We start from the raw sequence: 25841 nt of genomic DNA on the forward strand, positions 1-25841 counted from the left end.
AGATGCTAATTTTTGCTAAAATTATATATAATAATAACCTACAACTGGGAAAATTAACATGGAAAAACGAACTCTGGGTCAATCTGATATTTTAATTACTCCAATTTTAATTGGAACTTGGCAAGCGGGAAAACGGATGTGGGTGGGAATTGAAGACGCAGAAACTATTAAGGCTATTCGTGCCGCCTTTGATGCGGGTATTACCACTGTTGATACCGCAGAAATTTATGGGGAAGGACACTCGGAACAAATCGTCGCCCAAGCGTTATCGGATGTTCGAGATCAAGTGGTTTATGCGAGTAAAGTTTTTGCCAATCATTTAAAATATGATCAAGTGATTGCAGCCTGTGAACGATCTTTAAAAAATCTGAATACCGATTATATTGATCTCTATCAAATTCATTGGCCTTCTGGATTTATGAATTCAGAAATTGTTCCTATTGCAGAAACTATGGAGGCTTTAAATCACTTAAAAGAACAGGGCAAAATTCGAGCTATTGGTGTTTCTAATTTTTCTCGTTTTCAATTAGAGGAAGCCGCCCAATATGGAAGAATAGAAAGTCTACAACCCCCCTATTCTTTATTCTGGCGAAAGGTAGAAAAAGATGCCATGCCCTATTGCATTGAACAGAATATTTCGATTTTAGCCTATTCTCCCTTAGCCCAAGGATTATTAACGGGAAAATTCGGTTTTAATCATCAATTTGCCGAAGGAGATCATCGTTCTAAAAATAAACTTTTTGCTGATAAAGACCATTATCAACGGGTACAAAATGCCTTAGACAAATTACGCCCCATTGCTGAAGTTTATCGCTGTACTTTAGGACAATTAGCGATCGCTTGGTTAATTGCTCAACCTCAAACTAACGCAATTATTGGGTTTAGAAATACCGAACAAGCCCAACAAAATACTCTGGCAACTGAGATTATTCTTTCGCCCGAAGATATTGCAGAAATTGATAAAATCGGACGAACTGTTACTGATTATTTAGATGATAGTCCGGTGATGTGGAATTTTTAAAAGGTGATATTCTTAACCCATTCCCCATCACGGATTTAAGAAAATTACGCACATTAACCCTGCCCTCAACTTGATTAAGAGACAGATTAAAATCTGTGAAATCCCCTTAAATCTGTGATCCAAATCCTTGCCGAGATACTAATTCAATGCAAAGTTGATTCACAACTTCCGCATCTACCTGTTTTGGCAAGGTAGAATTTTCTGCTGCTTGGTCGAGTTTCTCATACAAACCTTTAGCAATTTCCATCACCTGATCATAAGAATATTTCCCTTTTTTGATGTCTAATAATTCCTCCGCATCTCCAGTTTCTCGACGGTCTACAATTAAAGATTGGGTTTCTAAGACCTCAATTCCGGTTTTTAATAGCCGAATTGCTTGCATAGCAAATTTGCAATCATATCCGACCTTTGCCTCCATTTCAGCCCGATCTCGATTGCGATTTTTTTTCCAATCCTGATAATGTTGGTATTCTCGACAAGCCCGTTGATACTGTTGACTTTTCTGCAATAATTGGATAAAATCATTAGAAGAATTAGACAACTTTTGAGTCATTTCTAAAGTAGATTCTGGTAAGGGATACTGTTTTAAAACTCCTTTAAAATCAATATCCGCCGTTAGCAGTTTATAAAGTTCTTGGGTGGGTTCTAAAAATTCAATGCGATCGCGAACTAACCCATATAAATATTCTAAAAAACCGTTCATTTGACTAACGGTTAAGGGCGGTGTTTCCACTAAACCAAATTCTGCCGCCGTCGGTTTCTCCGTTGGAGGATTCAATAACCAACGACGATGGGATTCTAACTTTTTAATTTGAGCATAGCCATAGCCAGAATAGGTCTGTTTGACTTTTTTAGATAAAAAAATCTGACGATGTTCTCTCAATCGTTCTCCCACTTCCGTCAGATGAACATAGTCTTTAAACCATAATAATTCTAAAATATTAGGGTTATTATCAATTAAGAGTTTCAGAAATTTTTTTAATTCATATAAACAAGTATCTTTAGATAAAAAGGGGAACTTTTCTGTCGGTTCTGTCTCCCAACCCCGATCTTTTTGTTCAATAACATTAAATCCCAAATAATAGGGTTCAGTGGCAATAAATACCCCACGATAATCATAATCAGAAGCAGGGGTGTCCAGTCCATAACCTCTGGAACCCGTTAACGCCAGTAAAATTGTCCGGTTTTCAATCTCTAAACGGTTCATAAGGACAGAAATTAAATAAAGTGCGTTCTGCTATTGTTGTTGTAATTTAATTTGGGTCTAACACAAATGTTATCCGGAGTTGATATAATAAGTCAATTACCCTTTAAGGAGTGATCCTCATGGAACGAGATAAACGACTGATTCTATCGGCACTGAGTCATGGCGCAATCTTCTTTAGTGCTACTTTAGTCGCCATTGGGATTCCCATTGCTATTTTATTTTTAGTCAAAGATTCCGTGGTCAAAGCCAATGCGAGAGAATCCTTAAACTTTCATATTAATTTATATGTTTATGCGTTTGTATTTGGAATGCTGACTTTTTTATTAATTGGGTTTCCTTTATTAGTGATTTTGGGGGTTTTTAGTTTAGTCATGCCCATTCTGGCCATTGTTTCTGTTGTTTCTAATCCTGATCAACCCTATTCCTATCCTTTCATTTTTAGAATTATTCAAGACTAAGGGAATAGGGAATAGGGAATGGGTAATGGGTAATGGGTAATGGGTAAGTACCTAAACAAAATTAATTACACATCCTCCACCCTGTTCCCTCCCCCCCTAGCCCCCCGTGCACGGGGGGTTTGGGGGGGCTGTTCCGGTGTTCCCTCTCTCAACTAGGTAATTTATTTTGTGTAACTACTTAATGGGTAATGGGGAATTGAAGGAGTACAAGTTTAGGTTTCAGAATCGGTAGGAGTCCTAAATTCCTGGGCGACTGCTGTATCATTAAGTTTAGATTTAATTTCTTGTTCATAATTCTGAACACTGGGGGGGAGAGAAATTAAATCTTGAATATTTCTTAACATTGTTTGACAAATTGCATCCAGTTGTAAATCATTTTCGTCATAACCAAAAGGATTCTCAATTTGGCGGGCAATTTCTTCAATTCCCAATAGGGTAAACGTCATAATTGCTACGATTAACCCGGTAAATAGTCCTAAATTATTGACAATTTTTAACGGTAAAATCAAACAATAAATTAATAAAATTTGTTGTAGATGAATTTGATAAGCTAAAGGCAGGGGAGTTTTTGAAATTCGCTCACAACCTCCTAAAACATCTACCATGGTATCTAAGAGTTTATATAAAGCTGTTAATTGGTAGATATGAAGGTGATGATGTTTATTTTTATCCTGTAAATAATCTCCAATCCAAAAGGCAATTTCCAGAGGGGGATGATTCATGGTTTGCAGTTTTGTATACTGTTCTGAAGAAGTTAAAGCCTCAATTTCTGAATTAACTTTTTCTCCCCTTAAATGAATTTTGGTGGCTACGGCAAAAGCAACTAATAGTTTTAATGTGGCGATTTTATGAGCGGTATCATTAACCTCTTTTTCGGGAACCATTAACCAGATTTGACGAGCAAAATTTCTAACGGTATTAACTAAAGTTCCCCAGAGTTTTCGACCTTCCCAAAATCGATCATAGGCTGTATTTGTTCTAAAAACTAATAATAAACCTAGAACCAAATCAGGAAAAATAAAATAACTAAATACTTCGGTAGGTAAGGGTAAATTCTGATGATCTAACAGAGAAATAATAATGCCCAATGTTGTACATAAAATCACACGGGGCATGATGGCTGGAATTACGGAATTTTGGATACGGAGTGTTAACTGAAACCAGTTTTTTTCGAGATTAGACATATAAGTTTTTGAACGTTTATCCTCCAGAAAATTCCTACTAACAGACTATCCCGCCGACGGTCGCAGTTCAATAACTTTATTACCCTCGACGGTCGGGGGAGAGGTAGGAGGGTTTAATTTTTGATTTAGTTCTCGAATGCGTCGAGATAATAAACGAATAATATTAATCGCAATTCCGGGGGTTTCATCAATGGCATCATAGAGTTGCATTTGGGTTAATATTAAACATTCGCAGGTTTCTAGGGTGCTGACGGTGGCGGAGCGAGGTTCGGCATCAAATAGAGACATTTCACCGAAACAAGTCCCCTTTCCTAATTCAGCTAAATTGCGATCGCCAATGTGAACTCGTACCCGTCCAGAAACCACAATATAAAGCGCCCGTCCTTCTTGACCTTCAGTAAAAATACTATGTTCATTAGGAAAGGATAATTCATCCATAACCGATGCTAGACGGACTAAAAAATCGTCTCGCAATTCTTTAAAAATCGGGACACCCCTGACAAATAAAAGGCGTTCAACGCTAGTTAACATAGGTTTACTAAAAAATTAAAAAATTCATTTCTAGGAGGGAACAGGGAACAGGGAACAGGGGGAAAATCATTAACTTCTGTGTTCCGGACTCTACACCTTTCATCCCTACTTAACTCCAAGCTGCATCATTAACTCCTCAACTTGGTTTGCGACTAAATGATCGGGATCATTTTGTAGCATTGGCAATAATTCTATCAAAGCCCGTTCAGATGCAATCTTTAGATATGCTAAGACAGCTTCTCGAACAAACCCGGTGGGATGACGTAAGCACATCAGGGCTTGTTCAGCCGTTAAACTCCATCGGGAGCTTTTGGCGACATGGAAACAACAGGCCAAGGCCCAGTCCGAGAGAAAATGACGTAACTCTAATAAACGGCGTAGGCGATCACTTGGTTTCAGGGGTTGATAGCTAACTAAATCGGATAAATTTTGCAATTTCTCTAATTTAGAGTGCTGATCGAGAATGCTAATTAATGCCCGTTTATGGGCAATATCAACAATATTATCAATAATTTCTAACCCCCGTGCCACATTATCTGAAGAATTTGACTGAACATTAAAGGATGCTGCTTGAATGGAGTCATGGGGATACAAAAACTTCATTAACAAAAAGCAACGATCGACCGCATCAATTTCTAATCCTTCCAGGGCGCGTTTTAATAACTGTTGGGGAGCATGAATATCAGGGACAACCGGATCGAAGGGATCAAAGGTATCTGAATCTTCATCTTCCGAGTCCGACAGCATAGGTGTTTCTAGGGACAAATCCAGCAAAGCCGCATAAATCTGACCGATGAACATTAATTCCTGCTCAATTAAAATTTCTACCCCGGTGCGTCCGACCCGATCTAATACTCCTTCAATTCCAGCATCTTGAGGAATTTTTAGCAAAATTCTCAGGATATTGCGTCGGGTAGTTCCCCAGGAAATCATCAATTCACCGATCAAAGTATCCAGGGCTTCGGTAGTAGCAATTTCGCCGAGGGCTGTCCAAGCCTGTAACCGCACCAAATCCGGTTTATAGATATCACTAGCTTGCTGGATTAATAAAGGAATTGCCTCATTTCCTAATCTCACTAAAGCCTGTAAAGCCGTATCCCTTGTGGAACGATAGGCTAGAGCTTTCATTAAAGAAGGATAGTATTCTTCCAAATGGGTAGAGGCGATCACATCTAATAATGCACAACGCACGCGCAGGGATTCATCCTGTAATAAATCGTTAAGATAGAGCCGCAGTCCTTGTAAATAGTCAGCTTCTCCCAGGGCGCGGACTCCCATCACCCGCTCCCGTTCTTGGCCGTTGGTAATCATCCGCCGGATGGTATTAGTGGCGGCGGCCTTTTGTTCGCGATCGCCTCGACGCAAAATCAAGGCCCCGGCCGTTCCCCGCACCACCGGATCAACCTGGGGTTGGAGATAGGGGCGCAACTGTTCCATATCGGGACTGGTTTCGGTTAACCACAGGTATCGCAAAGCCAGGGCCAGGACTTCCGGGGCCAAAGTCCCTTGGGTAAAAGCTCGGATTTCCTCCAAATAGGCGGGATTGGGGTGATTGAGCATAATTTCCAAGCTCTGACGCTGTAACCCTGGGGAAAGACTACCCAGGAGGGGAACCAAAGTTTCACCGACGTTTTTGGCATCCAGTTGACTCAGAAGTTCAATACAGGAGCGTTTATCGGCTTCTTCTCCGGGTTTCTTCAAGGTTTCCACCACATTCCGCTTGAGTTGGGGCATATCAATATCCGACACACTCAGCCGCCCCCGTTCGGCGCTCCGAACCAATAAACTCACATATTGGGCGCGAATTAACCAAACCACAAATAACCAGACGAAGGCCATGAGGATGATCAGACCGACGAACATTAATCCCTGTTGAGTTTGTAACTGGGTTTGGGTCGATTCGGGAAAAATCAACCGCGAAATCCAGAGGGTAATTAAAATCAGTACCCCCGTCACCCCCGTGGACATCGGTTCAAACACCCCGTTTACCATTGATTGAATATCGCTGCGAACGTGATCCGGCAATGGTTGGAACAGGACGGCTCCGGTGGTTTCAATTAAGGTGTAATGGAATAATTCATCTAAAAATCGCAGGATCACAAATCCTATAAAAACAGAAAATATCCCGGTAATTCCGCCAATCAAGGATATAGTTCCTAAAATAATCACCCCAACGGGTAAAACAATGGCGGTGACAAAGACTCCCGTGCGTTCAACTAATCGGCTAGACCCAAACCACTGAGTTAGGACTTGAGCCACACTCAAAATCCCTTCAAAGATTCCCAGAAAGCTAACAATCCCACTGGCTCCAGCCGTATCGCTTTGAAATTCTAATTGACTAAAAAATTGAAAATCGACTAATACATATAGGGCTTCTGCTAGAACAAAAAACGAGACTAGGGGAATTACATAACCCAACACCGGGCCCTTGAGATTGCGGGTACTAAATTCTTGTTCTTCATCTTCCGGTGTCCAGCGTGTGGAGTCGGGGAAGGATTGACCGTAGCGTTTGGATAGATAAAATAAAATTACGGCGGCTAGGAGTACCATCACCCCGGAAACCAAAGTGACGTTATTCAGTCCCACCACTCTTAATAGTAGGGGAAGGGAAAACCCACTAATTACCCCAGCGACTAGAAATCCACTACTAATAATTGGATAGGTGCGTTTAATTTCTCGAATATTAAACAGTTGGTTGGCGGTAATCGCATTATTTAAGTCGTTGAGAACATAAGAGGCTTCCACCCATAACCACATTAAAAATAGGGTGATAAATTGAAGACTTAACCCTAATATTTTGATATCGGATAATCCTAGTCCCCAACGAAATAAAAATAGGGGTATTGCCATGATCACAAAGATAATGACAATCGCTTGACGTAGGGGAAAAACCTTTTGCAGCGATGAATACACAAAGCCCAAGCCTGAACCCATCCCAGCACTGGCGATATAGATCCAGGGTAATTTATCAGCGCCGTATTCATCCAGGAATAAACCCACGGTACTGAGTTCTAACCAAATTAACCCCACGGACGCTAAGGTGTAGACCAAAAACATCAGTAGGGTTCTTTCTACTTCTTCCTGACGGAGATTCAGTCCCCGCAGCACCCCCTGTCCCAGCATAGCGGAACCACTGACTGGTTTTTCCATGCGATGCCCAAACCCCTTTTTGTGATGATCAAAATCTCTGAATAAAGTTTAACTGATTTATCGCCCCTCTTGAGTTGGAGTTGAGGGTTGGTGGTTTCTGCTCTACAAATATTAATGTTTCTCCTTGATAAACTCTCCTACCTTAGAGGTAGACTAGAAGTAATAGAAAGCAACGAAGATAACTCACTGTCCAAGCTGTTGCCATGTGCCCAAGCTTCCACAAACCTTTAATTTTCTACGTTTGAGTCCAGTTATTATGAACGCAGATACCTTTAACACCCATTCTGTTACCTGCCCAATTTGCCATCATACTAGCATTTTGCCCTCAATTGGAATGTTAGGTGGACTCTTTACTTGCCCTCACTGCCATACCAATTTTGTCCTGAGTCACAGTGGTCATTATGTGCGAGATCCCTTTTGCCTCCAACAGTGTGCCGTTGCCCAAATGCTCCGACGCCAAAGTCATCCCCTTGCCCGAATTCTACGAGATTTAAGCTTAACGAAAGGATTACCACTTTTAGCGATTATTAGCAGTCTTTTGTTCCTGGGAATATCCCTGACAATTAATGAAAAATTAAACTTAAATAATCAAACTATAGATTCTCAAGTAGAACCTTCACCCCGTTCTTCTTCCTCTGAACCCTATTAATAATTTAAGGTAATGGGTAATGGGTAATGGGAAATTACGAACTACGAATTACGAATTACGAATTACGAATTACGAATTACGAATTACGAATTACGAATAGGTAATTGGTGATAGTGGTTTGTTTTTCGATGAATAAATTAATAGTTAACGATTAACTATCGCACTGATGACTGATGACTGATAACTGATGACTGATAACTGATAACTGTTAACTGATGACTGATAACTGATTAAAAGCTAATCGTTAAATAACCGTTTTGAAACTTGGCTCCAGTTACGGGTTTTCCGGTTAAGGCTGGGGGAAGGAAGATATTCCGCCGTTGATCTCCGGCTTCTATCGTGACTTCTGGGCCGTATTGGGTTAGCTTGACTTGTTTTTTATCAAAACTGGGCAGAAACAGGCTAACCTTGCGTTGTGCCACATCAATACTAATTGGTTTTGGCGCTAACCCAGCCTGGGTAAAATCAGGTAAAGACTCGATCAGAGGTTGCCAACTTTGACCCGAACGTGGGGGAATTACACTGACTTTTAACGGATCAAATGCCTCTGTAATTGCTTCTGTTAGGGATGTTTGGTTTAATAGCATCCCGCCCACGGTGAGTCCCACCTGTTGGGCACTTCCCCATAAATATTTGGCTGTGGCGATCGCCACTTCATCTTGATTACTAACTAAATAAGCCGCCACTCGCTGAGGATCGGATACCGCCGTTTTCCCTTGCTCCAAGATATTATTCATGTCTTGAGTTGGTTGGGCAAAAGTATCCCCAGAAATATCAATATTCAGAATACTACTGGCAATCGGTTGTACAAAAGGAGAGAGGGTTTTTCCCAAATCCGACTCCATAAATACATTCCGAAAACGGCGTAAATACCAGCTTAAAATCTCTGGCATTCCTAACATTCTCAGGGTATCTTGACTGGCTAACCCATCATAAACAATTACATCATATTCGCCACTGGCATCATATTGGCGAATCGCGTTGAGGGCCAGGGCACTATCCATCCCGGGTAAAACTCCCAATTCCTGACCATAAACATTCCTAAAAAACGGGGTACGAACATATTGGTTTTCCAGCTTTTTTACTTCTTCCCAACTGCGTTCGAGTAAAACTGCACTTTTCAATTGTACGGCTTTTAAATGGGTGGCGATTTCCGTTGGATCACACCCCACTTCCGTTTCTAGTAGGATATTCCAGGCGGGACTACCATCTTGTCCGACTAATAATACCCGCTTCCCACTGGCGGCCAATTGTTGAGCGGCTGCGATCGCCAGTGTTGTCCGACCCGTACCCCCCTTGCCCAAAAATGTTAATGTTAAGGCCATTTATGATTTTCCTAATCTCGTTTATGGAAACTTGATCCTACAACAAATCAATTAGAATAGGTATACGGCAATCCGGTATATTTTCAACTCATCAAGGAGCTAATTTGATGAACTCTGAATTATCACTCAAACTCAACCAACTTTATGAACAAGATTTCCATTTATGGGTACAGCAAACGATTCAATTGCTAGAAAGCAAACATTTTGAAGAATTAGATTGTCAAAATTTAATTGAAGAATTAGACAGTATGGGAAAAAATGATAAAAATGCCTTAAAAAGTAATCTGAGGATTTTATTAATGCACTTACTGAAATATAGATTTCAGCCAGAAAAACGTTCTAATAGTTGGCAATATACAATCATTGAGCATCGTCAAAGGATTGAAGATGCACTCGAAAACAGTCCCAGTCTCAAGCCATTTTTAGAAAATATTTTTATACAATGTTATCAAGGTGCTAAAAAATTAGCAGCCGCAGAAACAGGTTTACCCCGTTCTTTTTTTCCTGAAAATTGTCCATTTTCTATTGAAGAAACACTGAATATTGATTATTTACCCGATTCCGATAATAGTCATATATATAGCAATCCTCAATAGGTTGTGGTAGGGGCAATTCATGAATTGCCCCTACCACAAGGATTAAATTTCAAAAAATATTACAACTTAAATAGGATTGCTATAGAAGCGAATGACATTTCGACAATTTCCAAAAATCAAGAGGATGATCCATAATAGCCCGAAGCCAAACTTGCAGATCATCCTCTTAATATTTCCCGTCCCCACCATAGGGGAATATTAACGAGAAACTTCTAGTTCATCTTCAAAGAACCAAGTTGCTGCTTTATTATCGAGTTGGACAATAAAACCGACTCCACTCCCATCTACCATTTTGAAGCCTTTGACAGTTCCAAAAGGATTTTGCTTGAGTTGAGCGATAATATCGGCAGGGACTCGCTCTATAACTCGACGAATCTTGACTCTTTGACCAATTTCGATTGCCACGTCCGGTGTTCTCCTTGGGGTATTAACCAATTCACAATTTAGTTTAATATGTCCTTGCCCCAGATTATCGAAAAAATGGGCAACTAAGAGGGAAAAACCCCATCTTTGAGTCCAGACAAGTTAATATGGATATTGGGGGTGGCTATTTTGGGGTTGGCACTGGATCTATTTTTTGGGGATAGACCCGCTAAAGACCAGGTTAAACTTAAAACTGCTAGTTTAGCGATCGCATCTAATTGTTTTTCTTGGGATTCTGGTACGGGGTATTCTTTGGAATCAGAGTTATTGTTATTCATAAAATTATATTTTTTAGAACCTATTACAAGTATTCACGATCTAGCTTGAGATTTCCGCAATATCTATCAAGATTATTTGTGATCATTATTACCAATTAATGTGATGAATCTCACCTTTTATTCTAAATTGGGATCAGTCCCAGAAGCTAAATCCAAGATCGAAACCACATCCGTAGTTGCCATTGTAGAGGAGATAAAGGCAGTCCCAAATATAAGGGCATCCAATACAAAAAACCAAATAAAACCAAGAATATGATCAGAAATCCTAGCCACCGAAATTGTTGATTATGACTATATAACCATCGTTCTACACACCAAGCTAAAGCCATACAGCTAAACACAAATCCGGTCATATAGTGATAAATAAATAAACAGCGAGTAACTCTCACCCAGGGTAATAAATTTGCTAACCAATTCAAACTTAAAAATAGAGCCAACCACAGTTCCGGTGTCGGCGGAAATTCTAGGGATAATCTAGGTTTTAAATAGGGAAATCTAACAGATAAAGCCATCCAAACTCGTTGAATTAACAGAAAACATAATAATAAACTTGCTAAGGTCGATAACCACCATAAAAATGGATTTCCCATCGCATGAACTGAATAAATAATGGGAAGTTCATCGGGATAACTTAAAGGTAAAGTTGGATCAAGGGGAGTGGTAGTATCAACTTTCTGATAAAAATAGGCAATTGGTCGTAACATCAGAATCCAACTGTACCATTTAGAACAGTAGGGATGAACTTTTGTACCATCTCCTAAGTTATGATGATAAGCCCAAATTTTAGCTTGAAGACCCCAAAAGGGCGGATCTGGATTTTGTTGTAAATGGGGAAGCCAACCGATCCAATAAACCAGAATAGGAATGATAATTAAGGTGACTAGAATAATAATTGTGGTGAGTTGATTTAGATTTTGTAAGGGAGATTTAAAAGATGTTTCTGGGATTATTTTTTTTGAATTTTTGGTACAATATTGAATCAATCCTGAGACTATTAATATTAAATAAATCCCCAATAAAAATCCTAATCCATTCCATTTAGTTAGGGCTGCTGCTCCTAATCCAATTCCGGCTAAACCCATCCAAAACCAATGGTTAATCCCTTTTTTATGTAAAGCCTTTAAAAAAAATAGTTGTCCTAATAATCCAAAAAATACAATATAAATATTACTCAGAGCATAGCGAGATTCTACTAGAAATAATCCATCTGTTGCCATTAAAAAGGTAGCAATTAAAGTATAACTGCGACGTTGAGTTAGTTGATAGGCGATCGCACCTACAATTAAGGGAATAAACGAACCAAATAAAGCATTAAACCACCGATAACTCCAAGTAGATAGGGTCGAACCCGTTAAATTATTAATGGTTTCTTGTCCAAAGGGTAGTTTAGATCCGAGCCAAATTCCAATGGCAATTAAATATTGACTTAGGGGGGGATGGGAATTAAAAAAAGGAGTTTCAGTTAAATAATTATTAGCAAATTGAGCAAAATAAACTTCATCAAAAACCAAACTATTAAATCGGCCTAAACCCCAAAATCTTAAAAGAATAGACCCAATAAATATTGAGATCATTCCCAAAGTAAAACTAGATAATTTGAGTTGAAATTTATATTTTGTATCAGTCATTATTTTTGGATTTAATTCCTATGTTGGGTCTGATAGTAGAGACTCACCATGGCGCGTCTCTATACTGATTACTAATTAATGATTTCTAATTCTTTACAAATCGGAATCTCGATAATAAATTCCGATCCTTTTCCTAACTGAGAACGACACAATAATCGCCCTTTGTGGGTATCTTCAATAATCTTTCGACTAATGGATAGTCCCAGTCCCGTGCCTTTTCCTACAGGTTTAGTGGTAAATAAATAATCAAAGGCACATTTTTTAGTATCTTCAGACATTCCCGTCCCATTATCCCTAACTGAAACAGCAACAGCACGACTATTAGAAACCAGATAGGTTGAAATTATAATTTGATTCGGATGTTGCAGTAATTCTTGATAGGATTTAGTGGCGCTAGATTCATTTAAGGCATCAATAGCATTATTAATTAAATTCATAAAGACCTGATTTAATTGCCCCGGATAGCATTCAACCAAAGGCATTTGACCATACTTTTTAATCACTTTAATATCGGGACGGTGATCGGTTGCTTGTAATAAATGTTTCAGGATTAATAGGGTACTTTCTAAGCCTTCATGAATATCAAAAGGAACTTGAACTTTAATATCGCTCCGAGAAAAAGTGCGTAAACTGGTACTAATATTAGAAATTCGATCTGTGCCTAATTTCATAGAAGAAATCAATTTAGGTAAATCTTCGATTAAATAGTCTAAATCAATGGATTCAGCATGGGCAAGAATAGAAGGATCGGCATTAGGATAATAACTTTGATACAGTTTTAAATGCTGAATTAAATCCTTAATATAAATATTAGCATGATTCAAATTACCCGCAATAAAGTTAATCGGATTATTAATTTCATGGGCTACTCCAGCAATCAAATGCCCTAAAGTTGACATTTTTTCACTTTGTACTAATTGCATTTGAGACTGTTTTAAATCTTCTAATACTTGGGATAATTCGGCTGTTCTTTCTAAAACCCGTTGTTCTAATTCTTGATTTTTTTCTAATAATTGTTGTGTTAAAGAACTAATTTTTAAATGAATTTTAATTCTAGCAATCACTTCTTCAGCTTGAAACGGTTTAGTAATATAATCCACAGCCCCAATTGATAAGCCTTTGACCTTTTCTAAATTATCCATCACTGCGGTCATAAAAATGATCGGAATATCATGGGTTGAAGCATGACTTTTGAGGTGTTTGCAGGTTTCAAACCCATCGGTTTCGGGCATGACCACATCTAATAAAATCAAATCAGGTTGTTCAGTTTCCGCAACTTTAATGGCTTGATTACTATGGTTTGCAATTAAAATTCTCCAGCCACAATTCTCAATGAAACCTGATAATAAATTAAGGTTTGTTGGGCTATCATCGACAATTAATATGGTGGTTTCTTTGAATGAGTTGGAGTGCATATTGAATGGGATTAGGATTTATGGATCAATCGAAATTGTTCCAGCAAAAAGCAAATTACTATCTCAACTCAACGTAATGATAAATATTCATAACCGTTGATCAACGGATTTATTTTGAATGTTTCCCAAAAGGAAACAAAAGACACAATACCCCCAACCTGTTGAGTATCTAAACTTATATGGAACTATTTAGATTATATTTTACGTTGACTGATCATGATTTGACAATGACACCCATCACAACTAATGGCGGACTCAACAAAAAACACCCCATCATGGGGTGCAACAAAGGGGGCTATTCTTACTTGAATCTGAACTTATTGTAACTTCAGAATTTGAGCCGTTAGATCCAGACTTTCCTCATAGAGAACATCCCGTCCCCAACGCTGTAACTGTTGAGCCATAAGGGATTCCGCTTTTTGATCCGTGGCGGCGATCACTTGTTCAGTCCGACAAGATTGGGCGCTTCCTCCGGCTTCCATCCGCATACATCCGGTGGTTTCCGAACATAAAATTGTGCAGCAGTTGGCGTTAGGATTACTAGAAGTTAACCGTAACCCCACTAAATCTCCTGGAATTTCACCATAATCCGCCGTGGGAATTGCCGCGAGTTCGGCCATAATTTTTTTATCATTCGGCCCGATAAACTCCATAAGTTTTAAATCATAATCCCCACCTTTAGCTACAAAAGAAACAGGTTTCCATTCCAAACGACTCGCAAACCACCCCAAAAACATTAGGGCTTGAGCCGCATTGCCTTTTTCATAGTCAATGGTGATATTATCAATTTCGACCAAGGAAGCTCTACGTTCTGGGGGGTCAAAGGCAGAGGCAGTTAATTCTTGCCAAGGGGAAAGTCGATGCCAATTCAAGTCAGCAATATAGGTTTCCTGTTCAATCAAATCGTTCATTTTTAACAATTCTGATTCTGGATCACTAAAATAAGAGGAATCCACAATCACACAATTACAACAACCCGCTAATTGTTTAAACAATTCCTGCTCTGGGTTAGGTGTGGCTTTCCACCAAACAAACTTAGGTAAATCGGGAATCATCAGGGAGGAAACCACACTTCCCACCCGTTCTAAGGCTGCTTTTGTGCCTCTGAGGGTAATATATTCACAACAGACTAACCCTTCTTCACTTTTTTTCTGAATCGGGCAGTAGGCAGAAACCTGGGCTGTGACTCCGGTATCCTCTCCTACAATTGGACACAGGGTAATAATCCGACAGGGATTTTGAGCGGCAATGGTTTCACTAATACTAAATCCCCGTCCATCCAGATTCGGAATAATTTGATCTGCGGGGGGAAGTTTGGCAAATTCTTGGCGTAATTTTACCAAGGTATCGGGGTCAACTCGCCCGTTAATCGGTAAACCATAAATTTTCTGAGCTTCTTTAATCGCATCCCGGGTTGATGTTCCATGAATCCCATCAATACTGCCCAGATAAAACCCTAAAGCTCCCAACAATTGTTGAAATTCTTCGGGTTCATAAACCACCATACTAAAGGTAGCCGCCCGGGTAGCAATGGCCGTGGTTTTACCATTTCCAATATTCTGACTCAGCCAAATACTACCTAACTCAGCCTCAATTTGACTGAGGGAAATATCCTTGGGTTTTTGTAACGCAACAAGTGGTGTAGTCATAATCAGTTATCAGTTATCAGTTAACAGTTATCAGTGATCAGTTATTAGTCATCAGTTATTAGTCATCAGTTATTAGTCATTAGTTATTAGTAAAGAAAAGAAGTGATTAAGAAACAGTTGATCAAATTCTTAACTCTTACACTGATAACTCTTACACTGATAACTGTTAACTGATAACTGATGACTGATTAAAGTCTTCTCCAACGACGGCCATCTCGGTTGAGCAGAATTTCCGATTCCACTGGCCCCCAAGTTCCGGCCTCATAGAAGGGAATAGACTCAGCCGGAGCCGGAGCATCCCAAACTTCTAAAACCGGGGTGAGGGCTTGCCAAGAGGCTTCGACTTCATCCCCCCGTGTAAATAGGGTTTGATCTCCTAACATACAGTCAACCAATAAACGGGCATAGGCATCTGTATTCGCTTTACCAAAAGCCGTATCATAGCGAAAATCCATATCAACGGAACGAGTCCGCAGAGAATTTCCTGGGGTTTTCACCTCAAAGCGCATGGAAATTCCTTCATTCGGTTGAATTCTCAAGACTAAAACGTTCGGGTTGGCCTGTTTTGCCGCGGACTGGAACATCAAAAATGGCACTTCTTTAAATTGAATGGCAATTTCCGTTACCTTTTTCGGCATTCGTTTTCCGGTTCGCAAATAGAACGGGACACCCTTCCAGCGCCAGTTATCAATATAAAATTTTAACGCGGCATAGGTTGGGGTGATGGACTCCAGGGCGGCTCCATCTTCGGAACGATAACCCGGAACCTGTAGGCCATTCATCCAACCGGGGGTATATTGTCCCCGTACCGCAGAATATTCTAAAAAATTAGTATCTGCTAGGTGGGTCGCTTGTACCACCTTAACTTTTTCGTTACGAATGCTATCGGCATCGAGGGAGTTGGGTGGTTCCATCGCCGTTAGGGAAAATAACTGCATCAGGTGATTTTGCACCATATCCCGCAGCGCCCCGGATGTTTCATAATAGCCCGCCCGTCCTTCTAAACCCACGGTTTCCGCCACGGTAATTTGGACGTGATCGACAAATTGACGGTTCCACATCGGCTCAAAAATCGCATTGCCAAAACGAAACACCATCAAGTTTTGGACGGTTTCTTTCCCCAAATAATGGTCAATCCGATAGACCTGTTCTTCGGAACAGACTTGACGCACCACCCGGTTGAGAATTTGGGCCGAACCTAAATCTCGACCAAAGGGTTTTTCGATGACTAAACGCTGTTTTTTTGGGTCGGGGAGCATTCCGGCTCCACCCAATTGTTGAATGGCTTCGGCAAAAAAACGTGGGGCTACGGATAAATAAAAGACTCGGTTTCCTCTGGTGTGGCGCAGTTCATCAATTTCCCCTAAAAATGCTTTAAGTTTTTGGTAACTTTCGGGTTCATCCATATTCCCCGAACAGTAAAAAATCCCTTGGGCGAAGTCGTCCCAAAGGGCTTGGGAATATAAACCGCCCCCAAATGCTTCCACCCCTTCCCGCAGGTGTTCGCGGAAAAAGTCGTGGCTCCATTCCCGACGAGCAACCCCGACAATGGTTATTTCTGGCGGAAGTTTGCGCTCTAATTTCATCTGGTAGAGGGCTGGGACTAATTTCCGTTGGGTTAAGTCTCCCGATGCACCAAAAATTACTAAAATCTGGGGTTCGGGAATTCGATCTTGTTGCAGTCCCACCCGCAAGGGATTTTCAATCAGTGTTACCATGTCTATTCCTTTTGCGACAGCGAGATTATTTTTCTGGTGGACTCTGGGATTAAGGTAGCACGTTTACCCTGTCAGAGTCAGCCAGAGATATTTCCCGATTATAGAATTGAGTTAATTTCTAATTTTTACCGTTGATCGTCCTTGATCCGGCAAAATTTTTGTTTAATTTAAGATTAGCTTGGGATTGCTGGTTTTTAGATATTAATTTATCGGTAATTTTAACCCATTCCCAATAAGTACCTAAACAAAATTAATTACACATCCTCCACCCTGTTCCCTCCACCCCTAGCCCCCCGTACACGGGGGGTTTGGGGGGATGTTCCCTTTCTCAACTAGGTAATTTATTTTGTGTAACTACTTAGTACCAGCAGATTTAAAAATTCTTGAATATTAACTAAAATATCTTCGGAAAAAGGTTGAGGATAAACTAAACGGTGGAGATAGTAACCTGGGAAGGTTTCTCCAATATAATAATAGTAATCTAATTCGACTAAATTACTAATCCACCAATAGCAATGATAGACATAATTTGGGGAAAATAACTCGATTACTTTGGTGTTGGGTTGACAAAAGATAAGATTGGTTAACCCACTCCCATGAGGTGCAATAATTATTTCAGCCTGGGAAAATAACGCAGCTTGTTCGATCACAGACATTGATTCTAATTCAATAGAGTGGAATCCCCAGGGTTGTAAAACCCTTAATAATTCATCGTCATTTAAAATTCGACGGCTTTTTGCGGCATTTCTAGTAATATAAATTCGTTTAATATTAGGGGAATTTGCAACAGCATCAGGATGCAAAAAATGTTGCTTTAAAAAATCACAAGTCCATGGGGCCATCCAAGCCGCACAACCAGGGAAAGAAGGCACAATTAAATCTTGGGCTTGGAGATGATGGAATTCATTAATATTAATTTGTTTATTTTGGGGAATTTGTAATTTCTCTAAAGTCTCTTTTTGAAAAGATAAACGATTGTCAACAATAAAGTAATCAATTTCATGCCAATTAATACTGCTTTTTTTCAATAATTCAATTCGAGGTAATACATCTAACATCCAATGAAAATAAACTGAATTTGAAAGTCCAGCTAAAATAGCCACAGTCCCATTGATAAAATAAATTGGAGGTAATTTATTAATAGATAAAATAGAATGCTGACTGGGATTTTTGTCAGGATGACCCGGACTTAATAAAGGAAATTCTGGGGAAAGATCCCCTAAAAAATGTTGTTCTCGGGTTAAAATAGCCGATTGATTTTGATCAGAACTTAACCAAAATCGCCCTTGAGGAATTTTAAGCACAAAAGCAGCAGGAAGTTCCATCTGTTGACCAAATCTAAAACTAAAATGGATAGAATTATCCAAGGATTTTGGGGGTTTTAGATTAACAATAGTTTCGGGATAAATTTGTTGATAATTGTCTGGAGTTGAAGGATTAGATTTTAGCCAATCTTCCGTTGATTGATCAAATTGAATTGGAGGGTTAATTGGTTTGATTTCTGAGAGATCAACAGAAGTATTTAATTTCCCTAATTCTGATAAATTGTTTAATAAACTATCAATCCAATTCGCAACAGAAGATTCATAAATTATGGCTTTTTTAAAATAAAATAATCCGGCTTCAATCTGGTTATTATAAATTAATAAAAATCCCAAATATCCTGAATATAAAGCTGATTCAGAATCAAATTTTAAACATTGTTTTAAACTATCAATAGCTTGATCAATTTCTCCAGTATGAAATAAAGCCTGACCTAAACCATAATAAGCCTCAACTAGATTATAATTAAAATCAATAACCGTTTTAAAATTAGCGATCGCTTGTTGATAAAAGTCTAATTTTAATCGACATTTTCCTAATCCCAAATGATAATGAGCTTGTTTTTCTTCCCAGGAAATAGTATTATCTATTACAGATAAAGAACCCGATAAATTAGCTCCTAAATAACACTGAAATGCTTCTACATAATCCTGTTTATAATTATAAAATATATCTCCAGATTTTAAATAAACTAGAAAGTTATTGGGGGCGATATCCTGAGCTTTTTGAAGTAAAATCAAGGCTGGATCTGGATAGAAATTAGATAACATTTTGCTCAAGCCAATATATAACTCTATTGGGGGTATTGAGGGAGATAATAACAGTCTTAAAAAATTAATTACTAAGGAATTTATATTACGAGTTGATAGAGTTTTATTCCCAGTTAAATCCTGATAAAATTGAGGCTGTTTCTGGATTCCTTGTTTAAGAAAACTAATTCCTTTTTCAAATAACCCCGAAATTATTAAACTCATTCCTAAATCACTATAAGCGGGTGCATAGTTTGGCTGAAGTTGGATTGCATTTTCAAAGGCATTAATCGCAGATTCCCATTGTTTAATCTGAGTTAAACATAATCCTAATTGGTAATAAATTAAATAATCTGGGGAATATTTAACAACTTCTCGATAACATTGAATTGCGGCTTCAAATTGTTCTAATTTTTGAAAAATATTTGCTTGATTAAGATACATTTGAATAGAATTGGGTTCTAACTCAATCCCTTTTTGCCAAATCCTAATAGCTGCTTCTAAATCTCCTTGAAGTGCAATAGTATGACCTAGATTATCATAAACCTCAAGATCGGTTTCACACCATTCTAAAATTGCTTCATAAATTAGTTGGGCAAATTCAAAAGATTGGGAGGATAAATATTCTCTTGCTTTACCTTTTAAAAAATTGACAAATTCAGTAATTTCAGTTGTTTCTAAATTAGATTCAGCAAAAGCAGAAAACCATATTGTTTGCGCCTGTAATACATCTCCCTGTAATAACCAAGATAATCCCAAATACCAATAATTAGCAACAATATCAGGAGACTCTAAAATACATTGTTCATAAACCGAGATGGCTTTTAAAAACTGTTGTTGACCTAAATAAGTATGTCCTAGACTTTGGAGTTCAGGAATAGATAGAGGCTGATTTGAGGTTGTATTTTCTGACACTGGATTACCTTTTAATTCAATATAAATTTAATAAGATTCTACCTGTGATTCCAATATTTTTTGAATCCGATTCTGAGTTTGTTCTAAATGGGCTAAGGTGTAAGCATTCATTTTATTCTTGCTTCGTTTTAAGGTTGTTTCTAACTGATTATTTAACTGTTTAAGCTGATACCAAGCTACGGTTTCTGCATCTTCAGGAATTGAGATTTTTCGCAATACCATATTGCTTAAAATGTCTAAATGTTGCCGTTGTAAAGAACGCCGTAGACTGGAAATTTCAATTTCTCCATTATTAGCTAAAATTTCCGTCCAGATGCCATTCTGAATAGTTTCAAATAATTCGGGTATGGTTAAGACATTATTTGCCGTTGTTTTTAATTCTAAATCTCGTAACCTAAATAACCTTATAGGATTAAATAAATCTTGTAAAACATAACGATGAATAAGACTAATTAAGCTAGTAATAGGATAATCTAACTGACTATTTTGATCGGGATTTGCCCAATCTGACCAACGAGACGGAGCTAATTTGTTTAATAAATCAGGAGAAAAATTAAATGCTTTATCGTTAAAAATATAGGTTTCCAAGAGTTTTAACACATTTCTTTGTTTTTCAATCGAAATCGGTTCCAAAGGTAGACGATTATTTCCATCTCCAGCCCGGGTTCGAGTAAAAGATTGTCCGCCAATATAAAGAGTTAAATGATTAGCTTGAATAAAATAATAGTTAACAATTGTATTAAACATTTTCCGAATTTTATCATAACCTTCTCCCCGACTTGGGGTATATTTTTCTAACCGTTTCCACATCTCAATTGCATTATCAAATTGCCATTGAGAATATTGCAACATATTATTACTTAAATCGTCACGATTAATTGCTGGGTCAAGAAAAAATCTCAAATCCTCATCTGTTGCATAAGCTAATTCCGGTTGAATTGATCGTTTTGCAATCTCTTGTAACCTTTGCCATTCTCCCTGTGGAGTTGTACTAGCAATGGGTTGATAACCATATTCAATTGCCCATTGATCATAGGGCCCAATTCGGGTAGAAAAATAATCTCCCTGGATTGTTCCTTGGGGGGCTAAATTAACTGGAACATAATCCATAACTGAACTCACTAATCCTTTTTTTTGGGTAATTTCAGTATTATTTAATTCCTCTGGAGATAGCAGGGTACTCCCCTGAAAATTATGTCTTAATCCCAAGGTATGTCCGACTTCATGGGCAATTAAAAGACGTAAATATTGCTTGATATAGAGTTCCATTTTCGGGCTATTGGGCATCACATTTCCCAAGAGAGATAAAGCCATTGTTCCTACATTGAATTGTTGCTTAGAACCTCGATGAAAGCAGGATTCATGGGTAAAATTAGCTAGGGCTTTTTTATTTTTTTGAGCTTCAGATTGATTGGCAATAGAATAGGCGGATAATCCTGTCGGACAAAGTTGATTTTCTGTCTTTAATCGTGAATTGGGCGGATAATTTTCTGTCCATATCGTTGATAAATTTTCTCCTGAAAATACATCTATTTCATCAGATAAACTTCGGATAGCATTACTTTCTATAATAATATCTGCATCTAAAATTTCCCCGGTTAGGGGGTTAGTATGGGAGGGGCCATAACCACTAAAGTCAACATCAAAGGAAGTAGACCAGCGAATGGTATTATAACGAACATCTGCGGGGTTCCAAGGGGCATTGTCGGGCATTTGTTCGACTTGAATCGCATTTATAAATCCGGCTTGTTCAAAGGCTTTATTCCAGAATAAAATTCCCTCTCGAATTGTCTCCCGATATTCTAAAGGTACGGTATTTTCAATCCAAAATGTAATCGGTTTAACCGGGGGAGAAAAATCAGCATTGGGGTCTTGTTTTTCCAAATTCCAGCGATTAATATAACGAACGGCTGTTGATCTTTCATCCCGTTTTGATAAATCTTTATAGGTGGTTGTAAAATACCCAACTCGTTCATCTGCTAACCGAGGAACATAATTATTACCATAAGGAACTGCTAATAAACTATAACGAACTTTTAAATTAAAGGTGCGGTTATCGGGTAAGGATGGAATATATTGTTCATCTGCATATTGTGAAAGAGAAAATCCAAATAGGGATTCAATTTCGACATTTTCTGGAAAGGTTTGAATTTCAGAAATATAGGATTTACTCGGATCAATCGCATAGTTAGTTTTTAAAAAATCCGAGAATTGGATCATTAACCCGGGTAAATCACTTTCCCCATTGAATAAATCCCCAATTTCAATTAATATAGTTTTTGTATCAGGATTAATACTTAAAATAGGTAAAGTTTTTAAAACAGATTCACTAAAGGAACGATTGATAGAATCAATTTGAGGATCATTTTCTTGAGTACGAAAATTAATATTAGGAACAACAAATTGAATTTTATTCTGTAAATGACGAAATTGAAAGAGAATATCTCTAAGAGCATATCCACTGAAAATTCCGGCTTCTCCGATACCAGATTCCAATGTCACAAAACACAGAAAATCTTGATTTAACTGTTCAGGTGTTAATTCTAAATAAACCTTTCCCGATTCTTTATTTTGATAAATTGTGAATAAACCTTCTAATTTTTTACTGCCTTTAATTATCTCCTCAAAAGACTGTTGAGCAACTTCTTGAGCCACTAAATTTTCTCTAAATTCAGAGACCGAAACCTCTTGAGCATCAACTTGAGATAATCTTAAAATTACTATTAAAAATGATATCAACCCTAACAAAAAAAACGTTTAACTTTCTTGAATTTAGTCATAATTTACAGTCTTCTTTATAATCCTATCAATGGGGATATAAGTAGTTGCCAAGAGTGCTTAGGACATAGACTCTCTCTCCGCTTACCCGCCGGACATGGCTATATTTTGTCCTCATAACCATGTCCATTACTATATAGCCCAAAACGAGGCGATCATTCTAAAACATGAAACATCCCTAGAAACTAGACTATTAAACTTAACCGTCTTGATTAATTTGAGCAATTAATTCCTTTAGGATGTGCGGAGCCTGATCATTATCAATTTGGCAAGTTCCGGCGTTTTCATGACCCCCACCCCCATACTTTAACATCAACTCTCCAATATTGGTTTTAGAGGTTTTCTGAAAAATAGATTTACCCACAGCAAATACCGTATTTTGTTGTTTAACTCCCCATAAAATATGGATAGAAATATTACATTCTGGGAATAAAGCGTAAATCATAAACCGATTTCCCGCATAAATAGTTTCTTCGGAACGTAAATCTAAAACCACCAAATTTTGATGAACTTGGGAACAGCGTTTCAGTTGTTCTTTAAAATTTTCTTCATGTTCAAAATAAATTTCTACTCGCTCTTTAACGTCAGGAAGCTGTAAAATATCAACAATTTGATGATTTTTGCAATAATCAATTAACTCCATCATCAGTTGATAATTGGAAATCCGAAAATCTCGAAATCTTCCTAATCCAGTTCGAGCATCCATCAGAAAGTTTAATAATACCCAGCCTTCAGGATTTAAAACTTCTTCCTGATTAAATTGGGCGGAATCTGCCTTATCTACCGCCTCCATCATTTCCTCGGAAATATTAGGAAATTTAGCCTTTCCTCCATAGTAATTGTATAAAACCCTGGCCGCCGAAGCCGCATTAGGATCAATAATATAATTTTGATTAATAGAAGGATTTCTAAGGGTTTCACTTAAATGATGATCAAAGGCAAGATAAACCCCTTCAACATAGGGCAAATTCGTGGTAATATCCTGATTAGTAATTTCTATTTTGCCATCCTGCATATCTTTAGGATGAACAAATTTAATTTCATCAATCATCTCTAAATCTTTTAAAAGCACCGCACAGACTAAACCATCAAAATCGCTACGGGTAACTAATCTATATTTTTGAGTCATTGTGTTTTCCTTGGGATTGAATATCCTAATTATAGTGCTTAATTTTAGAGCTAAATAAGGTCAGTTTCCACTCTTAGTCTAAAGTTTTTACCGTTAATACTTGGGGCGGAGTCGCATCGGGGGGATAAATCAACTCCACTCCCACAGCACGAGAACCCCCCGCAGGTAAATTTAAGTTAACTAACCCTTCCCCCTGTTGTCCCTGACGTTGGACTAGGTGAAAATAACGCTGTTGGTTTTGTCCAAAATCATCAACATAACTCAGTCGCACCGTCCCGCGAAAAAATATTTGTCCCTGGGGGGGTTCAATAAAGGTTAACCGATTAGACGCCACATTTTGTTTAAATGGAGTTTGAATTGATAAACTCACGGTTTGGGATTGTCGGGTAGAATTATATAAGGGTAAAGTGAGACTATAAAGCACCCCATAATTGCCGTGGGCGCGTAGGGCTGTATCAGGATAACGAGCTAATAAGGGTGCGCTTTGAACCTGTTGGGTTCCTAAAGTTGCCGTCGATACCGTACTTAAAGGATAGGAAAAAGCCGAACCCCGATCGGGAATGGTTAAATAATTCATCCCCGGACGGTCTACTACTGTTCCTGTCCATTGGGAACCCACAGACACCCCCGCCACACGACCATAAACCTTTTCTCCCGTGTAGACATTATCGCCGGAGGTTGGGATCACATCTCTGGGTTCGGCTAGTTTTCCCGTATTTAAAAAATCCCACCATTGGACTAAAGCTGGGATTTGTGCGGGAAAAAACGGAGATAAAGGTAAGCGGGGAATATTGGGAATCATCGGAGAATTATTAAACCGCACTAAATTCGCCAGGTATACAGGGCCATTACTTTGTAATCGAAGTAGGGTTGAACGGGCGCTGGCCGTTGGGATGGGTAAACTAAACAACATCTGGGTTTGTTGGGGCGGAATTATGATTTGTTCAGGAAAGCTGCGTTGATTTCTTCCCCGTAAAATATCCCCCGCCATCCGTGACCCTGGCCCAGAAAATACCCGACCTTGGGGGTCTTCCACCAAAGGTGGTAGTTCCACAAAAGGCGCGTCCGGTGAGGTAACATAACTAATCCCTTGCAGAATATTCAGGGTCACAGGTTGAGGACTGGGGTTATAAACTAATACTCCTTGATATAGGGTTTGTTGTTTATTAATCGGACGAGCAATATGATGGGAAAAAAATTCAAACTGTCCACTGATAGGAACATTTAGGTGAGCATTAGGAAATTTTTTCGCTGTTTGGGGAAAGGTAGACAATAAAATTCCTTCCCCTTTAACCACTTCGGGACTATTACTATTTAATACCGGAATTTCATTCAATTGTCCAGGTAAAGCTCGAATTTCCTGCGCTTGAGTAATATATCGTTTCCCTAGATTTGGCGGGGGAATGGTAATCACTTCTGCTAAAAAAAATGTAGGAATAAAAGGAAACATAGATAATGATTTAATCTCCTAAATTTACCAGCAAATATGGATTAAGCCCAGCAAGGTCTTTCTTACTACGCTTAATAACTTTTGATTTGGGGGCGTCAACCGGAAACCTTGCCATTATACGCTTATCTCTGCGACAAAAGCTTCGAGGATTAGGATTGAGGATTCAGATTCTAGCAACGATTCTCCAAAAGTCTCAATATGAAATAGAATAGCTGGTCGCACATCATTTAGAGTTTCTTCATAAGTATAGCAATCCTGAATAGTT

At 38.5% G+C, this 25841-nt stretch carries 19 protein-coding genes; 4 read left to right on the forward strand and 15 right to left on the reverse strand.

The features are described 5' to 3' along the window. Positions 1–58 precede the first annotated feature (58 nt). The gene (locus tag AC559H_RS10565) at positions 59–1021 is read left to right on the forward strand and encodes an aldo/keto reductase (protein ID WP_026794542.1); all 963 of its coding nucleotides are present in this window, start codon (positions 59–61) and stop codon (positions 1019–1021) included. 106 nt (positions 1022–1127) lie between these two features. Here the strand turns inward: AC559H_RS10565 and AC559H_RS10570 are convergent, their stop codons facing one another. Further along, positions 1128–2228 carry a nucleotidyltransferase domain-containing protein gene (locus AC559H_RS10570; protein ID WP_026788860.1) on the reverse strand — a complete coding sequence of 367 codons (1101 nt, stop codon included), beginning with the start codon at positions 2226–2228 and terminating at the stop codon, positions 1128–1130. 119 nt (positions 2229–2347) lie between these two features. Here AC559H_RS10570 and AC559H_RS10575 point away from each other — a divergent pair, with 119 nt between their 5' ends. Then, positions 2348–2686, forward strand: coding sequence for a DUF4870 domain-containing protein (locus AC559H_RS10575; RefSeq protein WP_026788859.1), 339 nt, complete (start codon positions 2348–2350; stop codon positions 2684–2686). 212 nt (positions 2687–2898) lie between these two features. Here AC559H_RS10575 and AC559H_RS10580 read toward each other — a convergent pair whose 3' ends face one another. The 3 genes from AC559H_RS10580 to AC559H_RS10590 all read right to left on the reverse strand — a co-directional run bounded on the left by AC559H_RS10580 (position 2899) and on the right by AC559H_RS10590 (position 7551). Then, positions 2899–3870: a bestrophin family protein gene (locus AC559H_RS10580; protein ID WP_043937957.1), complete on the reverse strand. Its 972-nt coding sequence runs from the start codon at positions 3868–3870 to the stop codon at positions 2899–2901. A 45-nt stretch (positions 3871–3915) separates the two neighbouring features. Further along, positions 3916–4401, reverse strand: a complete 486-nt coding sequence (locus AC559H_RS10585; RefSeq protein ID WP_026788858.1) for a Crp/Fnr family transcriptional regulator — start codon at positions 4399–4401, stop codon at positions 3916–3918. Positions 4402–4506: 105 nt separating this feature from the next. Further along, positions 4507–7551 (reverse strand): MFS transporter, encoded by a 3045-nt coding sequence (locus AC559H_RS10590; protein ID WP_026794543.1) that lies wholly within the window; start codon positions 7549–7551, stop codon positions 4507–4509. Positions 7552–7807: 256 nt separating this feature from the next. Between AC559H_RS10590 and AC559H_RS10595 the strand changes: the two genes are divergently transcribed. Next, positions 7808–8200, forward strand: a complete 393-nt coding sequence (locus tag AC559H_RS10595; RefSeq protein ID WP_026788856.1) for a hypothetical protein — start codon at positions 7808–7810, stop codon at positions 8198–8200. A gap of 230 nt (positions 8201–8430) precedes the next feature. Here AC559H_RS10595 and AC559H_RS10600 read toward each other — a convergent pair whose 3' ends face one another. Further along, positions 8431–9525 carry a Get3/ArsA fold putative tail anchor-mediating ATPase NosAFP gene (locus tag AC559H_RS10600; protein ID WP_026788855.1) on the reverse strand — a complete coding sequence of 365 codons (1095 nt, stop codon included), beginning with the start codon at positions 9523–9525 and terminating at the stop codon, positions 8431–8433. 107 nt (positions 9526–9632) lie between these two features. Between AC559H_RS10600 and AC559H_RS10605 the strand changes: the two genes are divergently transcribed. Beyond that, positions 9633–10121, forward strand: a complete 489-nt coding sequence (locus tag AC559H_RS10605) for a DUF29 domain-containing protein (RefSeq protein ID WP_026788854.1) — start codon at positions 9633–9635, stop codon at positions 10119–10121. 198 nt (positions 10122–10319) lie between these two features. Here the strand turns inward: AC559H_RS10605 and petP are convergent, their stop codons facing one another. The 10 genes from petP to AC559H_RS10655 all read right to left on the reverse strand — a co-directional run bounded on the left by petP (position 10320) and on the right by AC559H_RS10655 (position 25576). Next, complete coding sequence (gene petP, locus AC559H_RS10610) at positions 10320–10526, reverse strand: cytochrome b6f subunit PetP (protein ID WP_026788853.1); 207 nt, start codon at positions 10524–10526, stop codon at positions 10320–10322. A gap of 83 nt (positions 10527–10609) precedes the next feature. Further along, the gene (locus AC559H_RS10615) at positions 10610–10822 is read right to left on the reverse strand and encodes a hypothetical protein (protein ID WP_026794544.1); all 213 of its coding nucleotides are present in this window, start codon (positions 10820–10822) and stop codon (positions 10610–10612) included. Between the two features lie 146 nt (positions 10823–10968). Next, positions 10969–12450 (reverse strand): dolichyl-phosphate-mannose--protein mannosyltransferase, encoded by a 1482-nt coding sequence (locus AC559H_RS10620; protein ID WP_026794545.1) that lies wholly within the window; start codon positions 12448–12450, stop codon positions 10969–10971. Between the two features lie 71 nt (positions 12451–12521). After that, positions 12522–13865 carry a hybrid sensor histidine kinase/response regulator gene (locus tag AC559H_RS10625; protein ID WP_026794546.1) on the reverse strand — a complete coding sequence of 448 codons (1344 nt, stop codon included), beginning with the start codon at positions 13863–13865 and terminating at the stop codon, positions 12522–12524. A 317-nt stretch (positions 13866–14182) separates the two neighbouring features. Beyond that, positions 14183–15514, reverse strand: coding sequence for a glucose-6-phosphate dehydrogenase assembly protein OpcA (opcA, locus tag AC559H_RS10630; protein ID WP_026794547.1), 1332 nt, complete (start codon positions 15512–15514; stop codon positions 14183–14185). A gap of 188 nt (positions 15515–15702) precedes the next feature. Further along, entirely contained in the window at positions 15703–17232 is a 1530-nt protein-coding gene (gene zwf / locus AC559H_RS10635; protein WP_026788848.1) for a glucose-6-phosphate dehydrogenase, read from the reverse strand. Positions 17233–17573: 341 nt separating this feature from the next. After that, the gene (locus tag AC559H_RS10640) at positions 17574–20219 is read right to left on the reverse strand and encodes a tetratricopeptide repeat protein (protein WP_051319643.1); all 2646 of its coding nucleotides are present in this window, start codon (positions 20217–20219) and stop codon (positions 17574–17576) included. Between the two features lie 27 nt (positions 20220–20246). After that, positions 20247–22874 (reverse strand): zinc-dependent metalloprotease, encoded by a 2628-nt coding sequence (locus tag AC559H_RS10645; RefSeq protein ID WP_237746358.1) that lies wholly within the window; start codon positions 22872–22874, stop codon positions 20247–20249. 322 nt (positions 22875–23196) lie between these two features. Further along, on the reverse strand, positions 23197–24126 hold the full coding sequence (locus AC559H_RS10650) for a DHH family phosphoesterase (RefSeq protein ID WP_036832821.1): 930 nt from the start codon (positions 24124–24126) through the stop codon (positions 23197–23199). Positions 24127–24199: 73 nt separating this feature from the next. After that, the gene (locus tag AC559H_RS10655) at positions 24200–25576 is read right to left on the reverse strand and encodes a DUF3370 domain-containing protein (RefSeq protein ID WP_026794549.1); all 1377 of its coding nucleotides are present in this window, start codon (positions 25574–25576) and stop codon (positions 24200–24202) included. Positions 25577–25841: the final 265 nt, after the last annotated feature.

The organism is Planktothrix prolifica NIVA-CYA 540, assembly GCF_963864145.1.
Taxonomy (GTDB): Bacteria; Cyanobacteriota; Cyanobacteriia; order Cyanobacteriales; family Microcoleaceae; genus Planktothrix; species Planktothrix agardhii.

Bases quoted from the DNA above. Each gene is read 5' to 3' on its own strand.
- AC559H_RS10565 (WP_026794542.1), top strand. From the start codon at position 59: ATGGAAAAACGAACTCTGGGTCAATCTGATATTTTAATTACTCCAATT.
- AC559H_RS10570 (WP_026788860.1), bottom strand. From the start codon at position 2,228: ATGAACCGTTTAGAGATTGAAAACCGGACAATTTTACTGGCGTTAACG.
- AC559H_RS10575 (WP_026788859.1), top strand. From the start codon at position 2,348: ATGGAACGAGATAAACGACTGATTCTATCGGCACTGAGTCATGGCGCA.
- AC559H_RS10580 (WP_043937957.1), bottom strand. From the start codon at position 3,870: ATGTCTAATCTCGAAAAAAACTGGTTTCAGTTAACACTCCGTATCCAA.
- AC559H_RS10585 (WP_026788858.1), bottom strand. From the start codon at position 4,401: ATGTTAACTAGCGTTGAACGCCTTTTATTTGTCAGGGGTGTCCCGATT.
- AC559H_RS10590 (WP_026794543.1), bottom strand. From the start codon at position 7,551: ATGGAAAAACCAGTCAGTGGTTCCGCTATGCTGGGACAGGGGGTGCTG.
- AC559H_RS10595 (WP_026788856.1), top strand. From the start codon at position 7,808: ATGAACGCAGATACCTTTAACACCCATTCTGTTACCTGCCCAATTTGC.
- AC559H_RS10600 (WP_026788855.1), bottom strand. From the start codon at position 9,525: ATGGCCTTAACATTAACATTTTTGGGCAAGGGGGGTACGGGTCGGACA.
- AC559H_RS10605 (WP_026788854.1), top strand. From the start codon at position 9,633: ATGAACTCTGAATTATCACTCAAACTCAACCAACTTTATGAACAAGAT.
- AC559H_RS10615 (WP_026794544.1), bottom strand. From the start codon at position 10,822: ATGAATAACAATAACTCTGATTCCAAAGAATACCCCGTACCAGAATCC.
- AC559H_RS10620 (WP_026794545.1), bottom strand. From the start codon at position 12,450: ATGACTGATACAAAATATAAATTTCAACTCAAATTATCTAGTTTTACT.
- AC559H_RS10625 (WP_026794546.1), bottom strand. From the start codon at position 13,865: ATGCACTCCAACTCATTCAAAGAAACCACCATATTAATTGTCGATGAT.
- opcA (WP_026794547.1), bottom strand. From the start codon at position 15,514: ATGACTACACCACTTGTTGCGTTACAAAAACCCAAGGATATTTCCCTC.
- zwf (WP_026788848.1), bottom strand. From the start codon at position 17,232: ATGGTAACACTGATTGAAAATCCCTTGCGGGTGGGACTGCAACAAGAT.
- AC559H_RS10650 (WP_036832821.1), bottom strand. From the start codon at position 24,126: ATGACTCAAAAATATAGATTAGTTACCCGTAGCGATTTTGATGGTTTA.
- AC559H_RS10655 (WP_026794549.1), bottom strand. From the start codon at position 25,576: ATGTTTCCTTTTATTCCTACATTTTTTTTAGCAGAAGTGATTACCATT.